Annotated in this window: 19 protein-coding genes; 12 read left to right on the top strand and 7 right to left on the bottom strand. The window is 34.5% G+C overall.

The window, feature by feature from the left end; genetic code table 11:
• Positions 1 to 13: 13 nt before the first annotated feature.
• The gene (locus tag A5880_RS13630) at positions 14 to 430 is read right to left on the bottom strand and encodes a GNAT family N-acetyltransferase (protein ID WP_086329560.1); all 417 of its coding nucleotides are present in this window, start codon (positions 428 to 430) and stop codon (positions 14 to 16) included.
• A 176-nt stretch (positions 431 to 606) separates the two neighbouring features.
• Between A5880_RS13630 and A5880_RS13635 the strand changes: the two genes are divergently transcribed.
• The 4 genes from A5880_RS13635 (at position 607) to A5880_RS13650 (ending at position 8,906) form a co-directional block, all read left to right on the top strand.
• Positions 607 to 1,227: a lysophospholipid acyltransferase family protein gene (locus A5880_RS13635; RefSeq protein ID WP_086329561.1), complete on the top strand. Its 621-nt coding sequence runs from the start codon at positions 607 to 609 to the stop codon at positions 1,225 to 1,227.
• A 176-nt stretch (positions 1,228 to 1,403) separates the two neighbouring features.
• Entirely contained in the window at positions 1,404 to 2,543 is a 1,140-nt protein-coding gene (locus A5880_RS13640; protein WP_086329562.1) for an exonuclease SbcCD subunit D, read from the top strand.
• Between the two features lies 1 nt (position 2,544).
• On the top strand, positions 2,545 to 5,688 hold the full coding sequence (locus tag A5880_RS13645; RefSeq protein ID WP_086329563.1) for an AAA family ATPase: 3,144 nt from the start codon (positions 2,545 to 2,547) through the stop codon (positions 5,686 to 5,688).
• A gap of 20 nt (positions 5,689 to 5,708) precedes the next feature.
• Complete coding sequence (locus A5880_RS13650) at positions 5,709 to 8,906, top strand: DEAD/DEAH box helicase (RefSeq protein ID WP_086329564.1); 3,198 nt, start codon at positions 5,709 to 5,711, stop codon at positions 8,904 to 8,906.
• A 228-nt stretch (positions 8,907 to 9,134) separates the two neighbouring features.
• On the opposite strand, the gene A5880_RS13655 is transcribed toward A5880_RS13650, so the two are convergent.
• The 3 genes from A5880_RS13655 to A5880_RS13665 all read right to left on the bottom strand — a co-directional run bounded on the left by A5880_RS13655 (position 9,135) and on the right by A5880_RS13665 (position 11,473).
• Positions 9,135 to 9,842, bottom strand: a complete 708-nt coding sequence (locus tag A5880_RS13655; RefSeq protein ID WP_086329565.1) for an HAD family hydrolase — start codon at positions 9,840 to 9,842, stop codon at positions 9,135 to 9,137.
• A 316-nt stretch (positions 9,843 to 10,158) separates the two neighbouring features.
• Positions 10,159 to 10,641, bottom strand: a complete 483-nt coding sequence (locus tag A5880_RS13660; RefSeq protein WP_086329566.1) for a hypothetical protein — start codon at positions 10,639 to 10,641, stop codon at positions 10,159 to 10,161.
• A 469-nt stretch (positions 10,642 to 11,110) separates the two neighbouring features.
• A complete protein-coding gene (locus A5880_RS13665; protein ID WP_086329567.1) occupies positions 11,111 to 11,473 on the bottom strand; it encodes a hypothetical protein in 363 nt (120 codons plus the stop codon).
• A gap of 254 nt (positions 11,474 to 11,727) precedes the next feature.
• On the opposite strand from A5880_RS13665, the gene A5880_RS13670 reads away from it, so the two are divergent.
• Positions 11,728 to 13,443 carry an ABC transporter ATP-binding protein gene (locus A5880_RS13670; RefSeq protein ID WP_086329568.1) on the top strand — a complete coding sequence of 572 codons (1,716 nt, stop codon included), beginning with the start codon at positions 11,728 to 11,730 and terminating at the stop codon, positions 13,441 to 13,443.
• A 164-nt stretch (positions 13,444 to 13,607) separates the two neighbouring features.
• On the opposite strand, the gene trpS is transcribed toward A5880_RS13670, so the two are convergent.
• Positions 13,608 to 14,618: a tryptophan--tRNA ligase gene (gene trpS, locus A5880_RS13675; protein WP_086329569.1), complete on the bottom strand. Its 1,011-nt coding sequence runs from the start codon at positions 14,616 to 14,618 to the stop codon at positions 13,608 to 13,610.
• A gap of 362 nt (positions 14,619 to 14,980) precedes the next feature.
• Between trpS and spxA the strand changes: the two genes are divergently transcribed.
• The 4 genes from spxA to pepF all read left to right on the top strand — a co-directional run bounded on the left by spxA (position 14,981) and on the right by pepF (position 19,428).
• Positions 14,981 to 15,379, top strand: coding sequence for a transcriptional regulator SpxA (gene spxA / locus A5880_RS13680; protein WP_010760718.1), 399 nt, complete (start codon positions 14,981 to 14,983; stop codon positions 15,377 to 15,379).
• 247 nt (positions 15,380 to 15,626) lie between these two features.
• On the top strand, positions 15,627 to 16,277 hold the full coding sequence (locus A5880_RS13685; RefSeq protein WP_086329570.1) for an adaptor protein MecA: 651 nt from the start codon (positions 15,627 to 15,629) through the stop codon (positions 16,275 to 16,277).
• A gap of 145 nt (positions 16,278 to 16,422) precedes the next feature.
• Positions 16,423 to 17,574: a competence protein CoiA gene (locus A5880_RS13690; protein WP_473700992.1), complete on the top strand. Its 1,152-nt coding sequence runs from the start codon at positions 16,423 to 16,425 to the stop codon at positions 17,572 to 17,574.
• 36 nt (positions 17,575 to 17,610) lie between these two features.
• Entirely contained in the window at positions 17,611 to 19,428 is a 1,818-nt protein-coding gene (gene pepF, locus A5880_RS13695) for an oligoendopeptidase F (RefSeq protein ID WP_086329572.1), read from the top strand.
• 57 nt (positions 19,429 to 19,485) lie between these two features.
• Here the strand turns inward: pepF and A5880_RS13700 are convergent, their stop codons facing one another.
• Together A5880_RS13700 and A5880_RS13705 are read right to left on the bottom strand one after the other, a co-directional pair.
• Positions 19,486 to 20,136, bottom strand: coding sequence for a ClpXP adapter SpxH family protein (locus A5880_RS13700; protein WP_086329573.1), 651 nt, complete (start codon positions 20,134 to 20,136; stop codon positions 19,486 to 19,488).
• A gap of 117 nt (positions 20,137 to 20,253) precedes the next feature.
• Positions 20,254 to 20,838, bottom strand: coding sequence for a CYTH domain-containing protein (locus A5880_RS13705; RefSeq protein WP_086329574.1), 585 nt, complete (start codon positions 20,836 to 20,838; stop codon positions 20,254 to 20,256).
• 195 nt (positions 20,839 to 21,033) lie between these two features.
• On the opposite strand from A5880_RS13705, the gene yjbM reads away from it, so the two are divergent.
• The 3 genes from yjbM to A5880_RS13720 are packed head-to-tail and all read left to right on the top strand — an operon-like array spanning position 21,034 to position 23,423.
• Positions 21,034 to 21,723, top strand: a complete 690-nt coding sequence (yjbM, locus tag A5880_RS13710) for a GTP diphosphokinase (RefSeq protein ID WP_086329575.1) — start codon at positions 21,034 to 21,036, stop codon at positions 21,721 to 21,723.
• A 1-nt stretch (position 21,724) separates the two neighbouring features.
• Positions 21,725 to 22,522 carry an NAD kinase gene (locus A5880_RS13715; protein WP_086329576.1) on the top strand — a complete coding sequence of 266 codons (798 nt, stop codon included), beginning with the start codon at positions 21,725 to 21,727 and terminating at the stop codon, positions 22,520 to 22,522.
• A gap of 7 nt (positions 22,523 to 22,529) precedes the next feature.
• Positions 22,530 to 23,423: an RluA family pseudouridine synthase gene (locus A5880_RS13720; RefSeq protein WP_086329577.1), complete on the top strand. Its 894-nt coding sequence runs from the start codon at positions 22,530 to 22,532 to the stop codon at positions 23,421 to 23,423.
• Positions 23,424 to 23,425: the final 2 nt, after the last annotated feature.

A 23,425-nucleotide genomic window follows, 5' to 3' on the forward strand; every position in this document is an offset into this window, starting at 1 on the left:
TCATTCCTTTAGTTTAAATTCGTTTTACTAAATAATATTTTGTTGTACCAATAAAAGGTGTATCCGCAAGGTGCCCGAAAACTTGATAGCCATATTTTTCATAGAAGTCTTTTGCTTGATAGTCTTGGGTATTGATTGTGATAAGTTTAGAGCCAGACTCGATTGCAAATGCTTCTGCTTTTTTCAGTAATTGAGAACCATATCCTTTTGCCCGATAAGCTTTATTAATTGCTAACAAAGAGATATGTGTAGCATTCATCCATTTATTTGCGGTGATGCCACCGATGTAAAGATCGTGGTCGTATAGAGCTAAGGAGAAGGAAGTGTTTTTTTCTGTTGGAACCTTTTTTTCTTCTTCTTGATTTTCAGAGAGGAGTGCGATTAGTTTAGTTTCATTTTCTGTTTGATTAAGTGATTTAAATGTAATCAATTCTAGGTACCTCCATTTACTTATTACTTAAATTATATAATAAAGCTCTTTGATGGAACAGAAGATATCCTTATATTATACTACAATTAAGATTAGAGGAAACCTGTGAAAAAGACTTGTCAAAATAAGGAGTTTTCGGCATACTTATAGCTAGTGAGAAAGAAAGGAAGAAAAACATGTTTTTTACATTTATGCGCGGTGTTGTGCGGGTTGTTTTATTTATTATCAACGGCAATGCCCATTATGAAAAGAAAGATCGTATTCCTCAAAATGAAAACTATATTTTGGTGGCACCTCATAGAACATGGTGGGAGCCATTGTATTTAGCAGTTGGCGGCTCACCAAAGAAATTTAGCTTTATGGCCAAAAAAGAATTATTCAAAAATCCTTTTTTAAGTTTTATTTTAAAACATGCGAACGCTTTTCCTGTAGATCGTGAAAATCCAGGGCCAAGCGCAATCAAAACACCAGTCAAATCATTGAAAAGTACTGATTTAAGTCTAATTATGTTTCCAAGTGGAACGCGTCATTCCTCTGAATTAAAAGGTGGGGTTTCGTTAATTGCGAAAATGGCGAAAGTTAAAATTGTTCCAGCAGTTTATCAAGGGCCGTTAACACTTAAAGATTTATTTAAGCGTCGCCGAGTGACTGTTCGCTTTGGTGAACCAATTGATGTCAGTGATATTCCGAAGATGAATAAAGAAGGTATCGCAGAAATTGAGCGTAGAATGCAAGCTTCTTTTGATTCATTGGATAAAGAGATCGATCCGAATTTTAAATATGAAATCAAAGAATAATTAGTGTAAGTGTCTAGGAAATGACTCAATGAGTGATTTCTTAGGCGCTTTATTTTTTTGAGGTTAAACTGTTACGTTTCGAAATAAATGAATTTATACTTCCTTAAATAAAATACAATATCTTTCTCCGTAAATTTGGTATAATAGTAAGAAGGACTTTTTTAGGCGGTGAAAGAATGCGTTTTTTACATACAGCAGATTGGCATATTGGAAAAAAATTACATGGCTATGATTTATTAGAAGAACAAGCAGATGCTTTTCAGCAGATAATAGGGATTGCTAAAACCGAAAAGGTAGATGCAATTGTTGTGGCAGGAGATCTCTATGATCGCTCTGTCCCTTCTGTTGAAGCTATCGAAGTTTTTAATCGGATGATTGTGGAAATGAATTTACAGGAAAAATTTCCCGTATTAGCTATTTCAGGAAATCACGATAGTAGCACTCGATTAGAGACTGGGGGACCCTGGTTTGTGCAATCAAATTTTCATTTGAATACTCGTTTAGATCAAGCTTTTGAACCAGTTGAAATGAACGACACACAATTTTTCCTATTACCTTATTTTGAACCTATTTCTGCTCGTTTGTATTTTGCAAATGAAGAGATTCGAACAATCGAACAAGGAATGAAATTGGTCATCGAAGAAATGAAAAACAGGTTTAAACCAGACATGGCTCATGTTCTTATTAGTCATTTTTTTGTAGCCGGCAGTGAAAAAACAGACTCGGAAACGACATTGATGGTAGGAGGTTTGGATACTGTTCCATTGTCTTTATTAGAAGAGTTTGATTATGTTGCGCTAGGTCATTTGCATGGGAAAAATGCATTGCAAGCTCCAAATGCCCGATACAGCGGTTCGCCATTGAAATTTTCTTTGTCAGAGATGAATCAGCAAAAAGGCGTTTGGATTGTGGAGACGAGTCATCAGGAAACGACTTTTGAGTTTAGAGAAATTACACCTTTAAGAGATGTTGTGCAAATTGAAGGATCATTTAAAGAATTAATTGCACCTGACTTCTACGAATCAATCGATCGAGAGGCTTATTTACACATTCAGTTGACGGATCGTGCGGTGATTCCTAATATGATGAACCAACTAAGACAAGTATATCCAAGGGTGATTGGCGTAGAGCGTTTATATGGAAGAGAGCAGCAGAAACAAAAACATGAACCAAAAAAAGAAATCAAAACATTGGTTCCAACAGAATTAGTCGGACGCTTCTTTTCAGATGTGACTGGAGAAACACTAACCAAAAAACAGCAAATTTGGCTTGCTGAAAATTTTGAGACGATTCATCAAGAAGAAAGAGGGAAGTAAGTTGAAACCATTAACCTTAACATTAAAAAACTTTGGCCCTTATATTGATGAAACAATTGATTTTCGTAACTTTGAAGATTCTTCGCTATTTTTGATTAGTGGAAAAACAGGATCGGGAAAGACGACAATTTTTGATGGAATGAGCTATGCGCTTTTTGGTGAGAGTTCAGGGAAGTTACGTCAAGGTAAAGAGATGCGCTCAACTTTTGCTGATCCATCTGAACCCACAGAAGTTCAATTGTCATTTTCTCACGGTGAGTATCTTTATGAAATTACACGAAAACCAGAACAAGAACTTTATAAAAAACGTGGAGATGGAACGAGAACCCAAGGGGCAAAAATTTCGTTGATCGTCAAAGATCATGAAGGGAAAGAACTAAGAGAATATACAAAACGTCGGGAAGTGGACAGTTTTGTACAAGAATTGTTGCATTTAGATGCCACGCAATTTGCTCAAATCGTTCTTTTACCTCAAGGCGAGTTTCGAACTTTTTTGATTGCCAATAGTAATGATAAAGAAAAAGTTTTGCGGAATCTTTTTGGGACACAGTTGTATCAAAAGTTGAATGAACAGTTAAAGCAACAATTGAAGATAGTCAATCAAGGAATTGAAGAAACCCAACGACTGATCAAAGCAAAATTAGATCAATTATATTGGAAGACGCCGCTTGTTGAAGAAATTTCGGTGGAAGAGCAGTTATTGCTAGTAAAATCCCAGCAAAAATCATTAGAAGAGCAACAAGAGACAGAACAACTGGAGTTGACATTGCTGAAAAAGCAAAAGCAAGAAAAAGAACAAGAAAAATTTACTATGGAAGATGTTATCAATGATTTTGCTAAGCAGCGCCTGTTGTTTAAACAAAAAGACGCCTTGGAACAAAGGGCTGAAATGATTGGAAATCTTCGATCAGAAGAAAAACAACTTCAGTGGGTAAGAAACCATCAAGTGTTGATTGAGAAAACCCTCGAAAAAACAGAAGCTATAGCAACATATGAACAGCAATTAATCATAAATCAAAAAGAACAAACTGATCAACAGCATTTATTACAACAGTGGGTTAGCAAGCAAAAAGAACATACTGGGCAAAGGGCTGAAATGAATCAAATTAAAGAAAACATCTTACAATTGCAATTTCAGTTACCATTGTATGAAGAAAAAGAAAAAATAACTCATACAATGCAAGTGGAGCAAGTAGCGTTAGAAGAGGCGTTAAAAAAATTAACAGAACTAAAGGAACAACAAAGGAAGACGGAACTAAACTATCAAAAAGAAATGATTATTCTTGAGCAACAACCGAAAATTGAAAAGGAATGTTTGGCACTAGAACGTCGCCAAGAGCAATGGACCCTTTTTTTAGAAAACTGGAAGCAACTACAACAATGTGCGGAAAAAGAAATAGATCGTAAACAACAACTTGTCGATCAAAAAAAAGAATTAACTCAGGCAATAATAGAGAAAGAAACAATATATCAGCAAGTCAAAGCACAAAAAAGTTCTTGGGCAAAGATGCAGATCAGTCGTTTGAGTCTATTCTTAATAGAAGGCGAGCCTTGTCCAGTGTGCGGGGCATTAGAACATCCAAATCAAAAAGAACATCAAGAATTTTCATTAGAAGAAATTCAATTGGTAGAAACAAAATTGAATGAAGTTGAAGAAGCAGCGCAAAAACAAGAAGCACAAACAGCGAGACTTCAAACTCAGGTAGCTCAAACAGAATATGAGATAAAAGAGCTGTCAAAAGAATTCCAGCTTCAAACAAAAAAAGTCAATGAATTATCCAAACAGCTACAGGAGAAACAGCTAGTTACTCTAACAGATCCTCTTACAGAAGAAGGTATCAAACAAGTGACAGAAGGATTTCATATTGAAGCAATTGAACTAGAAAAACGTCTTGCACAAATTAATATTGCTCAAAAGAACGTTGAAATCTTAACACAACAAGTCAAAGAACAGCAAGAGAATACAGAGGAACAAGAAACAATAGTGGCTGAAAAACAGCAACACCAATTAGAACTTCAAACTCAAATAAAAACCATGTCAGAACAACTAACGGATGCTAGTCTTTCATTGAACATAATCATCGAAAAAAAGCAGCGGTTTGAAGAACAATTCCTTCAATGGGAGAACAGTCAAAAAGAAGTAGAAGAGCACGTGATAAAATTGAAAGAAAACCAACTGCTATTGAAGAACACAGAGGAACACCTTTTAAAAGATAAAACCAATATTTTAGCTGAAAAAGCAACATTTGATGAAGAATTATCAATCGCTTTAAGCCAATCTGGGTTTGACCTAAATCAGGTATCGTTACAAAACCTGCTTAAAGATGTGTCAAAACTAGAGGCAATTCATGCAGAATTATCCCAGTTTGACAAAGAAAAAGATCAGTTGCTGTTTCAATTAGATGAACTGGAGCAAAAATTGGCCGATAAAGAACAACCTGAGATGACTCAAATCTTGGCAGAAATTGAAGAATTAAGTACATTAATTCAACAAAGAGAAGAAACGTATTATCAGGTACGAGAAAAAATAATAGCTAACGAAAATATTCACCAACAAGTGACAGCATTAATCACTTCAATTGAAGAAAAATGGGAAGAAGTGACTGCTTTACATCAGTTATCAGCGACAGTAAATGGAGATAATCCAAGGAAAACCAGTTTAGAGCGCTATGTATTACAAACCTATTTAGAAGAAGTTCTAACGGTGGCAAATCAGCGTCTAGGATTATTAACCAATCATCGTTATCAATTTGAACTGAATCAAGATTCTGGCAGTTATAAAAATCAAACCGGACTTGAAATCAATGTCTATGATGACAATGCTGGATCGAGTCGTAGTGCGCATACTTTGTCTGGTGGTGAGAGTTTTATTGCAGCCTTGGCCTTAGCATTATCTCTAGCTGAAGTGATTCAAGAACAAGCAGGAGGCGTATTAATCGAAGCATTATTTATAGATGAAGGGTTTGGTTCTTTGGACGAAGAAGCGTTAGAGATGGCAATGGAGGCTTTAGAAACAATCGAAAATGAAGGCAGAATGATTGGGATTATCAGCCATGTGAGTGAACTAAAAGCAAGAATCCCACAACAATTGCAAATACAGACAAATGGAAATGGTCAAAGTACAGTGACCTATCAAACGGCTTAAAAGGCCTAGGAGGTGAGAGAATGAAGTGGAGTATTCCAGAACGAATAGTTGAACGAGGCAGAGACTATATGAAAGAAGGCCGTGTTTTATCAATTGTTCAAGATGCTGAGAGAAAAGTCTGGCATGCCGAAGTGTTGGGGAAAGAACTTTATCGTGTTCAATTAGACGGTACACCCAAGGAGAATGATATCTGTGAGTGTCCATACTGGATGGATCATGGATTTTGTAAGCATACAGTGGCCGTTGAATTGTCTTTACGTCAAAAAGGGACGTCACGAATCATTAAAGAAGATGCCCCGATAATTTTTGAAAAACGTTCGTTATCAGTCTCAGAAATGTTTACCAAGGGATTTTCTAAGCTCAACCACTTAGAGAAAAAAGATAAGCTTACTCCGCTTACGGTAGAATATGTGGTAGATGTTATTGAAACCAATAACTACTATCCTGAATTGGCGGTTCTAGGAGTATCTTTGCGATTGGGTTACCAAGGAGTTAAGCCTAAAACCTATATCATCAAAAATATTGGTGAATTTTTTCAAACATTTCAAAAAGAAGGAACATTTCTAGTTAACAAACAACATTATTTTGATTTGATCAAAGAAAATTTTACAATTGAAACCCAAGAATTGCTAGAGCAATTAATGGCAATCTATCAAACTAGTCAAATCCTTGGTGTAAGTGGTGTTCAAGTAAAAGGAAAGATAGATAAACGCTACCTTGTATTACCGATTGATCAAGGACAACAATTACTTGAAAAAATGAGTAAAACACTTCATTTTCAGCTAAATGATGAAGGGAAAAAATACCGTCATTTGAAATTTATCAAAGGTTCAATGCCGATTATATTTGATTTTAGCAAGCAGATAGATGGCAGTTACAAATTAGTGATAAATGACCAAATAACCACTTTTTTGTCTCACTATCAATGGGGGTTTAGTCAGGATCAAGTATTTATTTTTACGCAAGAACAAGAAGCGATTTACACCACATTACTGCAATTATTAAAACGAATAGAACAACCTGAAATTATTTATGAAAAACACGAGTTATCTGATTTATTTGGTTCAGTGATTCCGTTGTTGAAAAAAATCGGAGTAGTAAATGTTAGCGAAGAGGTAGAAAGTGAGATCATTTATCGTCCATTAGAACCTATTTTTATTTTCCGAAAAATTAAAGGAATGATTAAACTTCGTATCGACTTTACTTATGGGGATGTTGTATTTTCGACAGATAAAAAGTATACAATCGAGTCTGGTGCTGATCAAGAAGTTGTTCGAGATGGTAAAAAAGAACAAGAAATTTTGGATCAATTAGCTAAATTTGGTTACAAACAAGAGGTTTCTGGGTTTGAAAAAAGCTTACCTGCTGGTGAGCGATTGTATTATTTTTTTAAAGCGGAAATTCCAACATTTCGTCGACTAGGTGATGTTCGGATGGGGAAAAAATTACGGGAACTATTTTTAGATGCCCAACACCATCAACCATTAATTGAAGTTTCAGATTCTGATTCTTGGTTGGATGTTCGTTTTGATATTACTGGAATTGCGGAACAAGAAATTGATGCTGTTTTAGCAAGTTTATTGAGAAAAGACCAGTTTTATACTTTAGAATCAGGTGAAGTTTTATCACTGGATTCAGAAGAATTTCAACAAACAAGTGAAGTTTTGACGATGCTTAGAAAAAATATGAAAAATGTTCAAGGAACAATCAAAGTACCGAGAAATCAAGGGTTAATGATTGAAAATATGCTAGAACATAATAGCAGAGCTCATTTTTCAGATTCTTTTAAGAAGATGGTTACGAATTTGACTCATCCAGAAAAATTTGAAGCATCTGTACCTAAAACGATTCAAGCAACACTCAGAAGCTATCAAATTGAAGGTTATAAATGGTTGAAAATGCTCAGTTATTATCAATTTGGTGGTATTTTAGCAGATGAAATGGGTCTAGGAAAAACGTTGCAGACGATTACTTACTTGTTGTCGGAAAAAGAAGAGGGGCAGCAAAAAGGATGTGCGTTGATTGTAGCTCCAGCTAGTCTAATTTATAACTGGGCTGCGGAAATTAAAAAATTTGCGCCAGATTTACAAGCAGAAGTTGTTGCAGGTAACAAAGCAGAACGGGAACAATTAGCTAGTCAGCAAGGCTTGGATGTTCTGATTACATCTTATGCTAGTCTTAGACAAGATATTGAGATGTATCAAGCGTTGAATATTGGTTACTTAATTTTAGATGAAGCACAAATGGTTAAAAACAGTGGAACCAAAACAGCACAAGCGCTAAAAAGTTTAACGATTCCGCAGCGTTTTGCTCTAAGTGGAACTCCGATTGAGAATAATTTAGATGAATTATGGTCGATTTTTCAAATGATTTTACCTGGATTATTCCCGACAAGAACATTATTTAGAGCAATGAAACCTGAAGAGGTGGCAAAAATAATTCAACCGTTTATTTTACGACGTGATAAAAAGACTGTTTTGAAAGATTTGCCTGAAAAAATTGAAAGTAACCTGTATAGTGTGCTGACAGAAGAACAAAAAACCGTTTACTTGGCCTATTTGAAACAAATGCAAGAAAACGTCAGCCAAATGGATCAAGATTCGTTTAAGAAAAATCGACTAAGTATTTTAGCTGGATTGACTCGTCTGCGTCAGATTTGCTGTGATCCTAGTCTGTTTATTGATGACTACACTGGTGGTTCAGGAAAATTGGAGCAAGTCAAAGACTTATTAGTTGCAGCGAAAGAAAATAATCGACGTGTCTTATTGTTTTCTCAGTTTACAAGTATGTTGTCGATCATTGAAGAAGAATTACATGCTTTAGGTGTAACCACGTTTTATTTAAGAGGGAGTACGAAACCAAAAGAGCGGATGGAAATGGCAGAGGCGTTTAATGCAGGCGAGAAAGATGTTTTCTTGATCTCGTTAAAGGCTGGTGGAACAGGGTTGAACTTAACAGGTGCCGATACCGTGATTCTTTACGATCTTTGGTGGAATCCAGCAGTGGAAGAACAGGCAGCTGGACGAGCTCATAGAATTGGACAAAAAAATGTCGTTGAAGTTTGGCGAATGATTGCCGAAGGAACCGTCGAGGAGAAAATGAACTCTTTGCAACAAGAAAAACGTGAACTTTTCCAAAAAGTGATTCAAGGCAATGAAGAACAGTTAGCAAAAATGACAGAAGAAGATATCCGTACGATATTAAGTATTGGTGAATAGTAGAAAAAAGAGTGCGTGACAAAACTAAAAATCAGTTTTGTTTCACACTCTAATTCCTAATAAACGGTGGACAAAAGTCAGGTTCTTCGGCAATTTCGCAAAAATCGAGCAATACAAGAAGCGTATTGTTCGATTTTTACTCCAATTGCTCGAACCTAATCGACTTTTATCTCAACCTCTTTAAATACGAATAAATAGTGGCAGCAAAAGCAATGAATTGATCAACTATTAAAATATCGCTTTAATGGTTGAAAGTAAGTCATCAAATGAAGTTACTTCTTGAATATGAGTAGGTTGCTCGTTTGCTGGCATTGTTCTTAAACGATGATTGAACCACAATGATTTCCAGCCACCATTTTTTGCACCAATAATGTCATTTTCAAAACTATCACCGACATACAAAGTATGTTCAGCTTCCATTCCAAATTCTTTTGCAGCAAGATCAAAAATTTCTCGTTCTGGTTTTTGGAAACCTGTACTTTGAGAAATAATGATATTATCACTAGGGACCCAATCTTCTAAACGGAGTTGCTTCACTTTTTTATATTGATGATCGGTAGGACCATTTGTAATAATCCCCATTGGAATCTTCTTTTCTTTTAAGAAATCAAAGACTTTTTTTACTTCTTCGTGCATGACAATATTATCCAATTCATCTTCATATATTTTTTGGAATAATAAGCCATCTTCTTGTGAAACAGTTGGATAACTTAAATTTTTTAACGACTCATCAATCCGATAAAAACGCATATATTCTAGCGTCCATTCGTTAGACATTACTTTTGGAAAGGTCTCATCACTATGATGACGAAATCGAATATACAATGCATGCATATCTTCAGCTTTCACACAAGGAAAGACGGTATTAATGGCATTTCTAAAAGGCTGTTGCTGATCATAAATAGTATCATCCACATCAAAAACAATGGTTTTCATTTAAAAAATTGCACCCCTTAATTATTTTCAGAAAATTTCAAAGTTCTTTTCTATTGTAGCGAACTTTTTCACAAAATAACAGAAAGAAAATGATTAGAAAGGAAGGCGCACTTTTATGGGATGATTGTTGGATGAAAAAAACTGAAGGGGTAAAAATTTAGAGAGCGGGACAAAACTAAAAATCAGTTTTGCTTCGCTCTCTAATCTGAATAAACGGCGATAAAAAAGCAGCTCCTTCGGAAATAAGCTGGAGCTAAAGACTTTTGTATTGGCCTCTTTATTCTTTTATGATAGTCAATTAAAAACAGTTAATGTTCTAAAGACCAGAAAAATCGTTGGGATCGGTGGACAATTTATAATTGTAATGAATAGAATAATTTAGTGGTTCAAGTGATAAATTAGTGATTCGAGCAATTCGGAAGTTTGTACCAAAGAAACCAGCGCCTGCAGTTGATTTGTAAAACAAATTACTGTTATAGCCAGAGACAACTTCGTTTGCAATAACACATTTACCATCTGGAGATATTTGTTCAACTAAAAAGTTTTCTGAGCTATTGGATGTTGGTTTTGCATAAAATTTGACATTCACGTGGTAACCTGAAATCACTGGTAATTTTGGAATGGCAAATTCTACTGTTTCGAAAGGTTTAATATCTTTGTAAATAGACGAGCCGGTAAAATATGGTTGAAATGATGGAGCTGGATTAGCTAAATTACTCTCTTCAGCAGATGCACTTACTCCTGATAGTGCCAAAAAACCAAACGACAAAGCCATAAGTAAACCAAATTTCTTTTTCATAATAAAATAATCCTCCTTGAATTATAATTTGTAACATATTTATAATATCATTCAATTCATATTTTGTCCATAAGGATTATTATTTTTTACACAAAGTTGTTGCGATTGTTGATATATCTATTGAAATAAGTCTTTATACATAGAAATTTTGAATTTTTACTAAGGTCAATTTATTCTGTTGATTTAGTAAAAAATAATGCTTTTTGAATTTACCTTCAAAAAAGTACTAACGATAGTAAATTTTTGAAGTGGAAAAAAATTCTACGTTTAGTATAATAAAAACAGAAACACCGATCAAGCCTATCTTCCCCAAGACATAAGCTGTTTATCGGTGTTTTTTGTGATGTACATGTATAGTTATAATTTATCAAATCGTTTCAAATTTTTCAAGTTATTGATATACCAGTAATTAGAGCGTTCAAAATGTCTGAAAAACAATAAAACTAATTTTAATTATTTAGAGATTCGATCAAAATAAGTCCGTAATATTGTCTTTTTTTGTATCTCCAATGGCGCAAATTGTGCCAAATATGATTGATAACATTGACCAGACATATATATTTTCATTGATGCCAGCAAGTAAAAACCCTATGATTCCCCCTGCAACATAAAATCCTGCGGCAACAAACCCACCATTATCAGAAGAATCTCTAGTTGCAATCGCAATAATTCCTGCCGTCAGTATACAAATAGCTAAAAGTATACCTGTGCTACCGAAGCCTTCACTGTTGTTTTGATTGTTATCTGATATTCCTGCTACACAAGATTGAAATAGTATGAATAATGATAAGATAATACTGAGGATACCAATAACTATTTTTGTGACTTTCACTTAAACACTCCTTATGGACCTAAATTCTAACTAGACCTTAAATTGATGACCTTATTTATAATATAGTCAAAACAACAATTTTTCAATATGAAAATCAATTATTTGTTATTTTAATGTCATTGAAAGCCCTATTATTAATAAAAAATGGAAATATAATGTTTTTTTGAGTTCAGCTAAGCATAAATTTTCAACCTTTGCATCTCACTCTTTCTTTGCGTATAATAGTAGTAATGCCAAAAAGAAGGAGGTAGGTTATGTTAAAACGTTTTTTTAGTTATTATCATCCATATAAGCGTTTATTTATTTTAGATTTTGGCTGTGCAGTTATAGCAGGTTTACTAGAATTATCATTTCCCGTAGTCGTTAATCAAGTAATCGATAAAATTATGCCAAAAGGCAATTTTCGCCTGATAGCCTTAGCTTGTATTGGTCTGCTTTTATTTTATATACTTAATACTTTTTTGCAATATATCGTTGTATTTTTCGGTCATAAATTAGGTGTAAATATTGAAACAGATATGCGACGTGAACTGTATGGGCATTTACAAACACAGCCGTTTGAATATTATGATAACCAAAAAACAGGGAAATTGATGAGTCGTTTGACAACCGATTTATTTGAGATATCAGAAGTGGCTCATCATGGACCAGAAGATGTTTTCATTACTATAATGACGTTAGTCGGCTCATTTTATTTGATGCTTAGAATTCATGTTCAACTAGCATTGGCAACATTTATACTTTTACCATTTATTACTGTAGCCTTAGTTTTTTTCAATAAAAAGATGACAAAAGTGAATACTAAAATTTATGATAATCTTGGCGATTTTAATGCAGGAGTTGAAGCTTCTGTAAGTGGGATTCGTGTGACACAATCATTTGCCAATGAACCGTTTGAACGGCAACGTTTTGAAGGCTTGAATCAAGCGTATCGCCAATCAAAAATTACTTTTTATAAAGTAATGGGAATCAGCGCATCCTATAATTATTTTTTGATTCGCTTAATTAGCTTGTTTACATTGATTTTTGGTGCGTATTATACGATTAAAGGTGAAATCACAGATGGTCAATTTGTTGGTTTTATTTTATTGTCGAATGTTTTTGTCCGCCCTATCGAAAAAGTGAACAATATGATTGAAAGTTATCCGAAAGGAATTGCTGGATTTAAGAGATTTACCGAGGAAATTGACAAAAAACCAACGATACAAGATAGAGCGAATGCTGTAGCTGTCGATTATTTACATGGTGATATTGTATACAATGACGTGTCATTTTCTTATGCTGATTCAACAAAAGTCTTAAACCATATTGATTTAAAAATCGTTCCAGGTGAGACTGTGGCTTTTGTCGGGCAAAGTGGTTCAGGAAAAACAACATTGTGTAATTTATTGCCGCGATTTTATGAAGTGACAGAAGGAAAGATTACGATTGATGGTATCAATATTCAAGATATGACACTGGCTTCTTTGAGAAATCAGATTGGTATCGTTCAGCAAGATGTATTTTTATTTCCAGGGACAATTCGTGAAAACATTGCTTATGGAAAATTAGAGGCAACAGAAGAAGAAATTCAAAAAGCGGTTCAACTAGCTCATTTAGAAAAAGTTGTTGACCAAATGTCTGATGGCTTAGATACACTTATTGGAGAACGAGGCGTGAAACTTTCTGGTGGTCAAAAACAAAGAGTGGCTATTGCTCGAATGTTTCTAAAAAATCCGCCGATTTTGATTTTAGACGAAGCGACATCTGCCTTGGATACAGAAACAGAACAAGTGATTCAAGAATCTTTAAATTCTTTATCGAAAGGGAGAACGACTTTGATTATTGCTCATCGCTTGGCAACAATCAAGCATGCAACTCGGATCATTGTTGTCAGTGATAAAGGAATTTTGGAAGAAGGAACGCATGAAGAATTGCTTGCAAGAGGTGGACATTATCGCCGATTGCATGACGCACAGTTTAGACAATAAGATAGACATTGACTTTTTCACACCACAACGTTTATTCAGATTTTCGGTGAAGTTATTACAATGCAAAAAGTTTTGTACCAATCACACTTTAAAACAATAAACCTAAAAATAGAGAGAAAACGTATCCGCGGATGTGTCTTCTCTCTATTTTTATTCTATTCCTGCTATCTACGAGGTTTTCTTCCTAATCCAATCGCATTTTTCATACGTTGTAAGGTTTTATTAGCGACTAAGCGTGCTTGTTCAGCACCTGTATCAAGAATATCATCTAATTCACTAGATTCTAGTAATTCATAGTAACGTTCTTGAATAGGAGTCAGTAAATCTACGACAGCTTCGGCTAAATCAGATTTAAAATCACCATACCCTTTACCATCGTATGCAGCGACTAGATCGTCAATTGAACGACCTGTAGAGGCTGAAAAGATACTTAGTAAATTAGAAATACCAGGTTTATTCACTGGATCGTATTCAATAATTCCTGTTGAGTCAGTGACAGCTGATTTAATTTTTTTGCGAATCACATTTGGTTCGTCTAACATAGAGATAAACCCTTTAGCGTTAGAATCTGATTTGCTCATTTTGCTTGTTGGATCTTGCAAACTCATCACACGTCCGCCTTGTTCAGCGATTTTAACTTCAGGCAGGACTAGAATTTCTTGATTTTTTTGTGCATAACGTTTATTAAAGCGCTCAACAAAGTCACGTGTCAATTCTAAATGTTGTTTTTGATCATCGCCAACAGGAACAAGATTCGCATTATATAAGATAATGTCTCCGACCATCAATGGCGGATAAGTCAAAAGACCAGCACTAACACCTGTGCGTCCATTTTTTTGTGATTTATCTTTGAATTGAGTCATTCGCTCTAATTCACCAATCGTTGTATTACATTGGATAATCCAAGCAGCTTCAGCATGAGCAGAGACTTCAGATTGAATGAAAATTGTCGCTTTTTTAGGATCAAGACCGACAGCTAGATACAGCGCAGCTAAACCGCGCGTCTGTTTCCTAAGTTTTGCTGGATCTTGTGGGACAGTGATTGCATGTTCGTCCACGATGCAAAAATAACAATTGTAGTGATTTTGAAGCTCGATAAATTGTTTCATTGCACCAATATAATTACCAATAGTTGGTATTCCGCTTGGCTGTATACCAGAAAAAATAGTTTCCATAAAGTAACCACCTTAATCAATTAATAAAAGTCATTGATACCATTATACAGCTAAAAAAGAAAAAAAACAGGATTACGAGAAAAAAAACTAAAATGTCATTTTTTTTGGACTAGTACAGTTCGCTTTTTTTAAGAAACTGTACTAATTGTAGTGTTTTAAGAACGTCGATGCTTTATGCAGAAAAATGTCTAATTATATTTGGATATTAAAAAAAAACTTGTAAAATAACGAAAAACTATGTTTTTTTTTGAAAAAAGAGCTAGTATTTTAATTAGAAATTGGGTATACTTACATTAAATAGGAAAACAATAAGCTTTCCTGTTTCAAAAATGTGATGAGAGTCACAAAAAGGAGTGATGCACATGTTGACACTTTATACTTCCCCAAGTTGTACGTCTTGCCGTAAGGCTCGTGCGTGGTTACAAGAACACGAGATTCCATTCAAAGAAAGAAATATTTTTTCAGAACCATTGAATATTTCAGAATTGAAAGCAATTTTGCGAATGACAGAAGATGGAACAGAAGAGATTATCTCAACGCGTTCTAAAGTTTTCCAAAAACTGAATATGGATTTGGATGAGCTTCCGTTGCAAGACTTGCTAGAGTTAGTTAAAGAGAATCCTGGATTGTTGCGTCGACCAATAATGATTGATGAAAAAAGATTACAGGTTGGTTTTAATGAAGATGAAATTCGACGTTTCTTGCCAAGAGGAGTTAGGCAGTTAGAATTACGTCAAGCGCAATTGATGGCAGGTTTATAAAATGTAAAGTAGAACCTTTGTCCCTGTGGCAAAGGTTTTCTTTTTCTGTTGATTTTGACATATAAATTTTTTTGATTTCGGTTTATTTTGAAATCAAGTACATATTAGGAGATATAATTTTTAAGGAAAATACTAAGAGAGCAGGTTATTTATAAATAATCTTACTTTTTCCTTTACATTTGGCGTGATTCCGCTACAATGTACGTAAGAATAAGTTTCCTGATTAGCAAAAGTGAGGTGTAGCGACATGGAAATGGAACATATCAATGAAAATACCATACGTGTGTTGATTGGCAATGAAGATCTAGCGGATAGAGGAATTACTTTTTTAGATTTACTTGGTAATCACAAAGAAGTAGAAAATTTTTTCTACAGTATTTTAGAAGAAGTTGATGTGGAAGATGAATTTCAAGGTAGTGAAGCTGTTACCTTTCAAGTTCTGCCGAAAAGTGATGGATTAGAACTGTTTATTAGTAAGAATGCATCAATTGATGAAGTATCTAATTTTGAAGGGTTTAATGATTTAAATTCAGAAGAAGTTTCTAATATAATTCGTAAACAAATAGAAGAAGACTTTGCTGATGAAACGCAGGAATTCTCTGATAATACAGTAAAAAATCTAGTTTTTGAACTTAACGACTTTGACACAATGGTCCAATTGGCAAATCAAGTGTTTTTACAATCTGTTATAGCAAATTTGTATATATTTAAAGGAACCTATTATTTACAGGTTGTATTCTTATTAGATGAACTTGGCAAAAATGGCATTGAAAATGAATTAGCCCAATTGTTAGAATTTGCTAATTTATCTGCTGTTACTCCTGAATTGCTGAATGAATACGGCACATGCATTATGGAAAGAAATGCGTTGGAACTAACAAGATACTATTTTGAATAAGATATAAGCATATCTGAAAAGCAGAGATGAAACGATGATCGTTTTATTTCTGCTTTTTTGATGAATAGAAGTTTAAACTGCGTACCTTAATAATGAGGTGAAACGAATGTTGAATGCTTATTCAAAAGAAAACCAAGTTGTAACGTTGTTAAATTTTTCTAGAGATAAAATCGAACAACTAAAAAAAGAAGAATTTTTTTGTCCGGCATGTAAAGAACCTGTTCGCATAAAAAATGGTAAAGTAAATCTTCCTCATTTTTCTCATTATAATAATAGTAACTGCTGTATCAGTAATGAAGGAGAGACGATCGAACATTTGACATTGAAAAAAGCACTTGCCGATTGGTGTGAAAAAGAATCCATTACCTGTGAACTAGAAAAATATTTGCCTGAAGTGAATCAGAGACCAGATTTATTGATAGGAAATCTGGCCATAGAAATTCAATGTAGTCCGTTAAGTGTTCAACGATTGGTAGAAAGAACGCATTCTTATCAAAGATATGGCTATATTCCTATTTGGATTTGTGGGAAAAAATTGTTCTCTAATCATCAATATTTAGGAGAAGTAACAAAAAATTTATGCAATTATTCCGATAATATAGGATTTTATCTTTGGGCAGCAGATTGGGAAACAGAAGAAATAATAGTGTATTTTCATATCGAAGAAGATTGGAAAAAGAGAGTATATTTTTCCAGAAAAAGCTGGCGCTTTTATACAAGTTCTTTTTTACAGATATTATGTTTCCCAAACCAATCAACAATTCATCATCAAAGAATATTTAATATTGGAGAATTGCTACACGGCTATTATGCTGAATTAAATAAAAAATTGAATAAAAAAGATGAGAAAATTCGGGTTGTTCAATCAGTATTATATAACAATCATTTTCATCTTCTTACGTTGCCAAGCTGGTTTTATTTTCCAGGGGTGCATCTGTTTTGTTGTAGAGGATCAGATATTTTATTGAAAATCAAAATTTGGAGATTGGTAGCCTGTTTAGATCAGAATGTTATTGAGAAGAAAAAGCTGAGTGATATGCTGAAAAGGGAGATCGAACAATCAGAGGAACTATTATATGAAATGCCTAACGTTTCTAAAAGGGAGATTAAAAAGTACTGTGTCAATCAGCTACTCAATCATTTGATTGCCTGTGGCCATTTGGTAAAAAATTCAGACGGATGGAAAATAGAGGCAAAAAGAGACACTCAAAACCCATCTGAACTTTATCAATGGCTCAAAAGAATGGAAAATAAGTGTTTAATCAGTGCTACTCCGATAAAAAATGTGATAAGATGAATTTATAGTAAGAATAATTTAAAAGGAGCAGGCGCAATGAGTCAAACAAAACAATTACCAGAACGATCAACACTACCAGTAGAGAAGACATGGGACTTGACGAAGATTTTTAGAGATGACCAAGCATTTGATGATGCATATAAAGCTTTGGAAGAGAAGTTAAACGAAGTTGAGCAATACCAAGGGACATTAAAAAACGGTAGCGAAGCATTTTTAAGCAGTATTGAACTGTTATTGGATGTCTACCGTCAAATTGAAGTGATTTACGTTTACGCTCATTTAAAAAACGATCAAGATACCACCAATACAACCTATCAGGCATTATATGCTAGAGCTAGCTCTCTATTAGCTCAAGCGAGTGAAGCTGTTTCATGGTTTGAACCAGAAGTATTATCTTTAAATGATGACTTAATCTGGGGATATTTTGCTGATAATTCTGAATTAGAGATCTATCGTCATTTTATAGAAAATATATTGAGTGATCGTCCGCATATTTTATCTGCTGATCAAGAAGCATTACTGGCCGGAGCAGGAGAGATTTTTGAAGCATCTAGCAATACATTTTCTATTTTAAATAACGCAGATCTTAAATTCCCAGTTATTGAAAATGAAAATGGAGAAAGTATCCAGCTTACACATGGTGTTTATGGACAATTAATGGAAAATACGGATAGAAAAGTTCGTGAAGAAGCGTTTAAAGCTCTATATAGTGTTTATGAGCAATTTAAAAATACCTTTGCTCAAACATTGAGTTCACATGTTAAGGCCCATAATTATAAAGCTAAAGTTCGGAAGTATTCTTCTGCAAGAGAAGCGGCTTTAAGCGGCAATCATATACCAGAAAGTGTTTATGATACGTTAATAGACGTAGTGAATCAAAACTTACCTTTACTTCATCGTTATGTATCGTTGCGTAAACGTTTATTGAATTTGGACGAATTGCATATGTATGATATGTATACACCGATTCTAGGGGAGGCTTCAATTAAGTATTCTTATGAGGAAGCAAAAGAAAAAGCAATGGATGCTTTGAAACCGTTGGGGACTGATTATTTAAACATCGTCAAAACTGCTTTTAGTGATCGTTGGATAGATGTAATCGAGAACCAAGGTAAACGCAGTGGTGCCTATTCATCAGGAGCATATGATACAGCTCCATACATTTTAATGAACTGGCATGACAGTTTAGACCAACTCTATACATTGGTTCATGAAATGGGTCACAGTGTTCACAGTTACTTTACTCGCACGAATCAACCTTATGTTTATGGCGATTATTCAATTTTTCTAGCGGAGATTGCTTCAACGACCAATGAAAATCTTTTGACTGAATATCTGTTGGAGACTGAAACAGATCCTAGAATTCGTGCATATGTGTTGAATCATTATTTAGATGGTTTCAAAGGAACCATCTTTAGACAAACACAATTTGCTGAGTTTGAGCATTTTATCCATACGGAAGATGCCAAAGGTACGCCTTTAACAAGCGAATATTTGAGCAATTATTATGGGGATTTGAATCAGAAATATTATGGTTCAGAGGTTACGAAGGATCCTGAAATTTCATTAGAGTGGTCGCGAATCCCTCATTTTTATTATAATTATTATGTCTATCAATATGCGACTGGTTTCTCTGCTGCATCTGCTTTAGCAGGTAAAATTTTAGCGAATGAGCCAAATGCATTGGATAATTATTTGACTTACTTGAAATCAGGAAGTAGTGATTACCCTATAGAGGTGATGAACAAAGCAGGAGTGGACATGACAAAACCTCAGTATATCAAAGATGCCATGACTGTTTTTGAAACAAGATTAAAAGAATTAGAGAAACTAGTAGAAACTTTGGAACAATAAAAAACGACAAATCCCGCTTTTCTCAGTTTGAAAGCGGGATTTATCGTTTTTTTGAAATTAAAGTAGATGTAAATGACCGCGTGGAACATGAGGGTCATTATAATGATTCAACTCAAAATTCTCATGAAAGTAGTGCATATTTTCTTCAGATGTTTCACATAGTTTCTTGATTTCATCCATTGATTCGCAGTCTTCAACTAAGACACCAAAATCACGATCACAAGTATAGTTGTATACTACCGCTGAAGGGTGTTTCACAATCCCCATTTCACGAGCTATTTGTTGATCTGTTTGGAATGATTCTTTCACGAATTCTGATTGGCGATCAGCTTTGAACATATCTAAATCGCCGCCAGCTTCAACCACTAATTTTTCAGATAGTTCTAAAGAGTAAGGGATGTTATCTATAGCTACGGCTTGTTGTAAACCGAGTAATAAGTGTCTCCCTTTTTTCTTTCCTTGTAACTGAGCTGCTTTATAATCTAATGCAGCTGAATATACGTCTTCAAATAATTGGTTACGTTGCTCAATATCATGAGACGGTATATTAAATAATTTTATTAAGTGGTTAATTGTTTTCATGTTAACCAATGGAATAAAGCGAAATTGAATTTTTTTATTTTCAGTTTCTACTAATTTTAAAATATCCTTTTCTACGTTGAGACAAATGCCCCCTAAAGGATTAACGAACAGATAGATTTCAATCATTCATACTTCCTCCAATTTGACCCTTTTTGCGACTAGATACCATTTCTCAACTAAGTGTTCCTAATTTATCAGAAAATCTAGGAAAAATGAAATGATATGATTTACCATTATAACTTCTTAATTTTTCTTTTTTGAGCTTAACATCATTCGTTGGATTTTATTTGGTGACGGGCATTCTTTGAGATTCAAAGTATTTAGCAGAGAAAGAAAATTTTTTCTGCCTACAGCTGCGTCATCCACTTCTAATTCTAGTTCGAAATCATGTTGCTCGTTGTACCAACTTTCATCTAGCGCGAGTAAACCTTGGGGAAGTTTTTTTTCTGCACGTTTCGTTGTTAAGCTGCCGATTAAACGTAAATCATCTTTATTGATTCCTAAAGTCAGTAACTTTTTGTAAACATTTCCGTGATCCGGAAATGTAGCCGACTGAACAATTGTTTGTGCTTCTTCAAAAGATAAAGCATCATTAATTTCAAGTAATCCAACTTTTTCAGGTATCTTTAAGGTGATTTCTGCATTGTTTGGTAAAATGCGAACTCTTAAACCGATTTTTCTTTTCTTTAATTGAAAATCATCTGAATCAAAATAGTGATTAACTTGTGTGAAGAAATGATTTTCATTTAGTTGAAAGTAGTCCACAGTATGTGAAAATTCTTTTTTAGATAGTAATGTTTTAAATTCGATTTCTAAATTTTCACTCACTGTTTTTTAACCCACTCTCTTCAATTTAATTCAATTTTTACACACTTTACCTATTTACGTCAAGAAAAGTGAACTAGAAGTTAAAAAATAAACAATTGTTGGAAAAATTCATACAATTTCTCAAATTATCCTTTTTTCTCCGTCTCTATGGTAAAATAAGCTGTGAATCAAATTCAAAGAAATAGAGGGATAAGGATGGAGAAAGAGTGGGAGCTTTTTCTGGCACCGTATGAACAGGCTGTTGGAGAAATGAAAGTTAAGCTGCGCGGTATCCGTAAGCAGTTTCGAGAACAAAATAAACATACACCTATTGAGTTTGTAACAGGACGTGTAAAACCTGTTGATAGTATATTGACTAAAGCTGCATTACGTCATATTCCTGTTGAACGCTTAGAAGAAGAGATGCAAGATATTGCAGGACTTAGGATTATGTGCCAATTTGTAGAGGACATTCGTCAAGTAGTTGATATCATACGTAACAGAAAAGATCTACATATTATTCAAGAACGAGATTATATTACGAACAAAAAAGAAAGTGGTTATCGTTCTTATCATTTAGTAATTGAATATCCAGTTCAATTGATTACTGGAGAAAAAAAGATTTTAGCTGAAATTCAAATCCGTACATTAGCAATGAATTTTTGGGCAACGATCGAGCACTCTTTAAATTATAAATATCAAGGTGTATTTCCAGAAGAAATGAAAGAACGGTTGCAAAGGGCTGCCGAAGCTGCCTATCAATTAGATGAAGAGATGTCTACAATCCGTGAAGAAATTCAAGAAGCGCAGCATTGGTTCTCTCATGGCAGAGGAAAATCAAAAAACAATTATTATCAGCGGCTAACAGATAAGCAACAAGAACAAAAAAGAGAACAGGAGAAGTGAGATGAAAGTAGCAATTGTTCATAACCATGAACAAAAATCAAGAGAAGTTACCCGACACTTGCTTTTACTTTTGAAAAAAAATAGTATTGAGATAGATGAGCACCACCCAGATCTTGTAATATCAGTTGGTGGTGATGGGACGTTACTATCTGCTTTCCATCGTTTTAGTCATCTATTAGATCAAGTGAGTTTTTTAGGGGTTCATACAGGACATTTAGGATTTTACACAGACTGGCGAGATTATGAATTGGAAGAATTGGTTCAAAGTCTTTTGATTCATCAGGAAAAAAGTATTAGCTATCCCTTATTAGATGTGAAAATCAGTTTTCAAACGGATAAACCGGATAAACACTTTTTAGCATTGAATGAATCAACCATCAAACGAGCAAACCGTACGATGGTAGCCGATGTTTTTATCAAAGATGAATTATTTGAACGTTTTAGAGGAGATGGCTTATCCGTTTCAACGCCAACAGGTTCAACGGCTTACAATAAAAGTATTGGAGGCGCAGTGCTTCATCCAAGTATCAATGCCTTTCAATTAGCCGAAATTGCTTCATTGAATAATCGTGTATTTAGGACGCTGGGCTCCCCCATTGTGATTGCACATACTGAATGGGTAGAAATAAAATTACAAGAAAGCAATGATTATTTGATTACGGTGGATCAATTGGATATTTATCAAGATGATATCGAAGCAATATATTATCGAATTGCAGATGAGCGGATTCATTTCGCTTCTTATAGACACATGCATTTTTGGCATCGGGTGAAAGATGCCTTTATTAGTGAGGATTAATGAATCAATGGAATTTAATTGGACAGTTGAAAAAGAAGGACCGCAGCAATTAAAATATTTTTTAAAAGATCAAGGGATTTCCAAAGGTCTGTTGGCGAAAATCAAGTTTCAAGGTGGGAAAATTGAAGTCAATCAGTCGGTTGAAAATGTATTATTTAAGGTATCAGTAGGGGACCAGATAAGAGTGACGATTCCTGATGAAAAAGAACATGAAACATTACTTGTGGATAATGTACCAATCGAAATTGTTTTTGAAGATGAGCATTATTTAGTGGTCAATAAACCAGCAGGCGTTGCTTCTATTCCTGCGCAATATCACCCAAATGGAACAATGGCTAATCGTGTGAAAGCTTATTACAAAGCGCAACAGTATAAAAACCAGGTCATTCATGTTGTGACTCGTTTAGATCGAGATACGACAGGGTTAATGTTGTTTGCCAAGCACGGATTTGCTCATGCGATGTTAGATCAAGAATTACGCAAAAAAGAAGTCGTTAAAATGTATCAAGCGTTGGTTGGCGGTAATGTTAGCGCGTTAGAGTCTCATGGAACAATTGATTTACCAATTGGTAGAGATCTGTCCTCTATATTGAAACGGACAATAATCGAAAGTGGTCAATTTGCTGAAACGGAGTATTGGTTATTAAAACGTAAAGGCGATCAAGCCCTTGTTAACATTCAATTGCATACAGGCAGAACTCATCAAATCAGAGTGCATTTTGAAGCCGTAGGATGCCCGCTGTTAGGTGATGACATGTATGGAGGGCAAATGGATACAGGAATTGTTCGTCAAGCCTTACATTGCTGTCAATTGAGTTTTATCCATCCCTTTACGAAGCAACGTTTAGAATTAACTTCTCCTTTGGCAGAAGATATGAAAAAAATTGTAGATCAATTATAGAT

This window comes from Enterococcus sp. 4G2_DIV0659, from assembly GCF_002140715.2.
Taxonomy (GTDB): domain Bacteria; phylum Bacillota; class Bacilli; order Lactobacillales; family Enterococcaceae; genus Enterococcus_L; species Enterococcus_L mansonii.

Excerpts from the sequence above, each read along its gene's own strand:
- A5880_RS13635 (WP_086329561.1), top strand. The coding sequence starts at position 607 with ATGTTTTTTACATTTATGCGCGGTGTTGTGCGGGTTGTTTTATTTATT.
- A5880_RS13640 (WP_086329562.1), top strand. The coding sequence starts at position 1,404 with ATGCGTTTTTTACATACAGCAGATTGGCATATTGGAAAAAAATTACAT.
- A5880_RS13650 (WP_086329564.1), top strand. The coding sequence starts at position 5,709 with ATGAAGTGGAGTATTCCAGAACGAATAGTTGAACGAGGCAGAGACTAT.
- A5880_RS13655 (WP_086329565.1), bottom strand. The coding sequence starts at position 9,842 with ATGAAAACCATTGTTTTTGATGTGGATGATACTATTTATGATCAGCAA.
- A5880_RS13660 (WP_086329566.1), bottom strand. The coding sequence starts at position 10,641 with ATGAAAAAGAAATTTGGTTTACTTATGGCTTTGTCGTTTGGTTTTTTG.
- A5880_RS13670 (WP_086329568.1), top strand. The coding sequence starts at position 11,728 with ATGTTAAAACGTTTTTTTAGTTATTATCATCCATATAAGCGTTTATTT.
- trpS (WP_086329569.1), bottom strand. The coding sequence starts at position 14,618 with ATGGAAACTATTTTTTCTGGTATACAGCCAAGCGGAATACCAACTATT.
- spxA (WP_010760718.1), top strand. The coding sequence starts at position 14,981 with ATGTTGACACTTTATACTTCCCCAAGTTGTACGTCTTGCCGTAAGGCT.
- A5880_RS13685 (WP_086329570.1), top strand. The coding sequence starts at position 15,627 with ATGGAAATGGAACATATCAATGAAAATACCATACGTGTGTTGATTGGC.
- pepF (WP_086329572.1), top strand. The coding sequence starts at position 17,611 with ATGAGTCAAACAAAACAATTACCAGAACGATCAACACTACCAGTAGAG.
- A5880_RS13700 (WP_086329573.1), bottom strand. The coding sequence starts at position 20,136 with ATGATTGAAATCTATCTGTTCGTTAATCCTTTAGGGGGCATTTGTCTC.
- yjbM (WP_086329575.1), top strand. The coding sequence starts at position 21,034 with ATGGAGAAAGAGTGGGAGCTTTTTCTGGCACCGTATGAACAGGCTGTT.
- A5880_RS13715 (WP_086329576.1), top strand. The coding sequence starts at position 21,725 with ATGAAAGTAGCAATTGTTCATAACCATGAACAAAAATCAAGAGAAGTT.
- A5880_RS13720 (WP_086329577.1), top strand. The coding sequence starts at position 22,530 with ATGGAATTTAATTGGACAGTTGAAAAAGAAGGACCGCAGCAATTAAAA.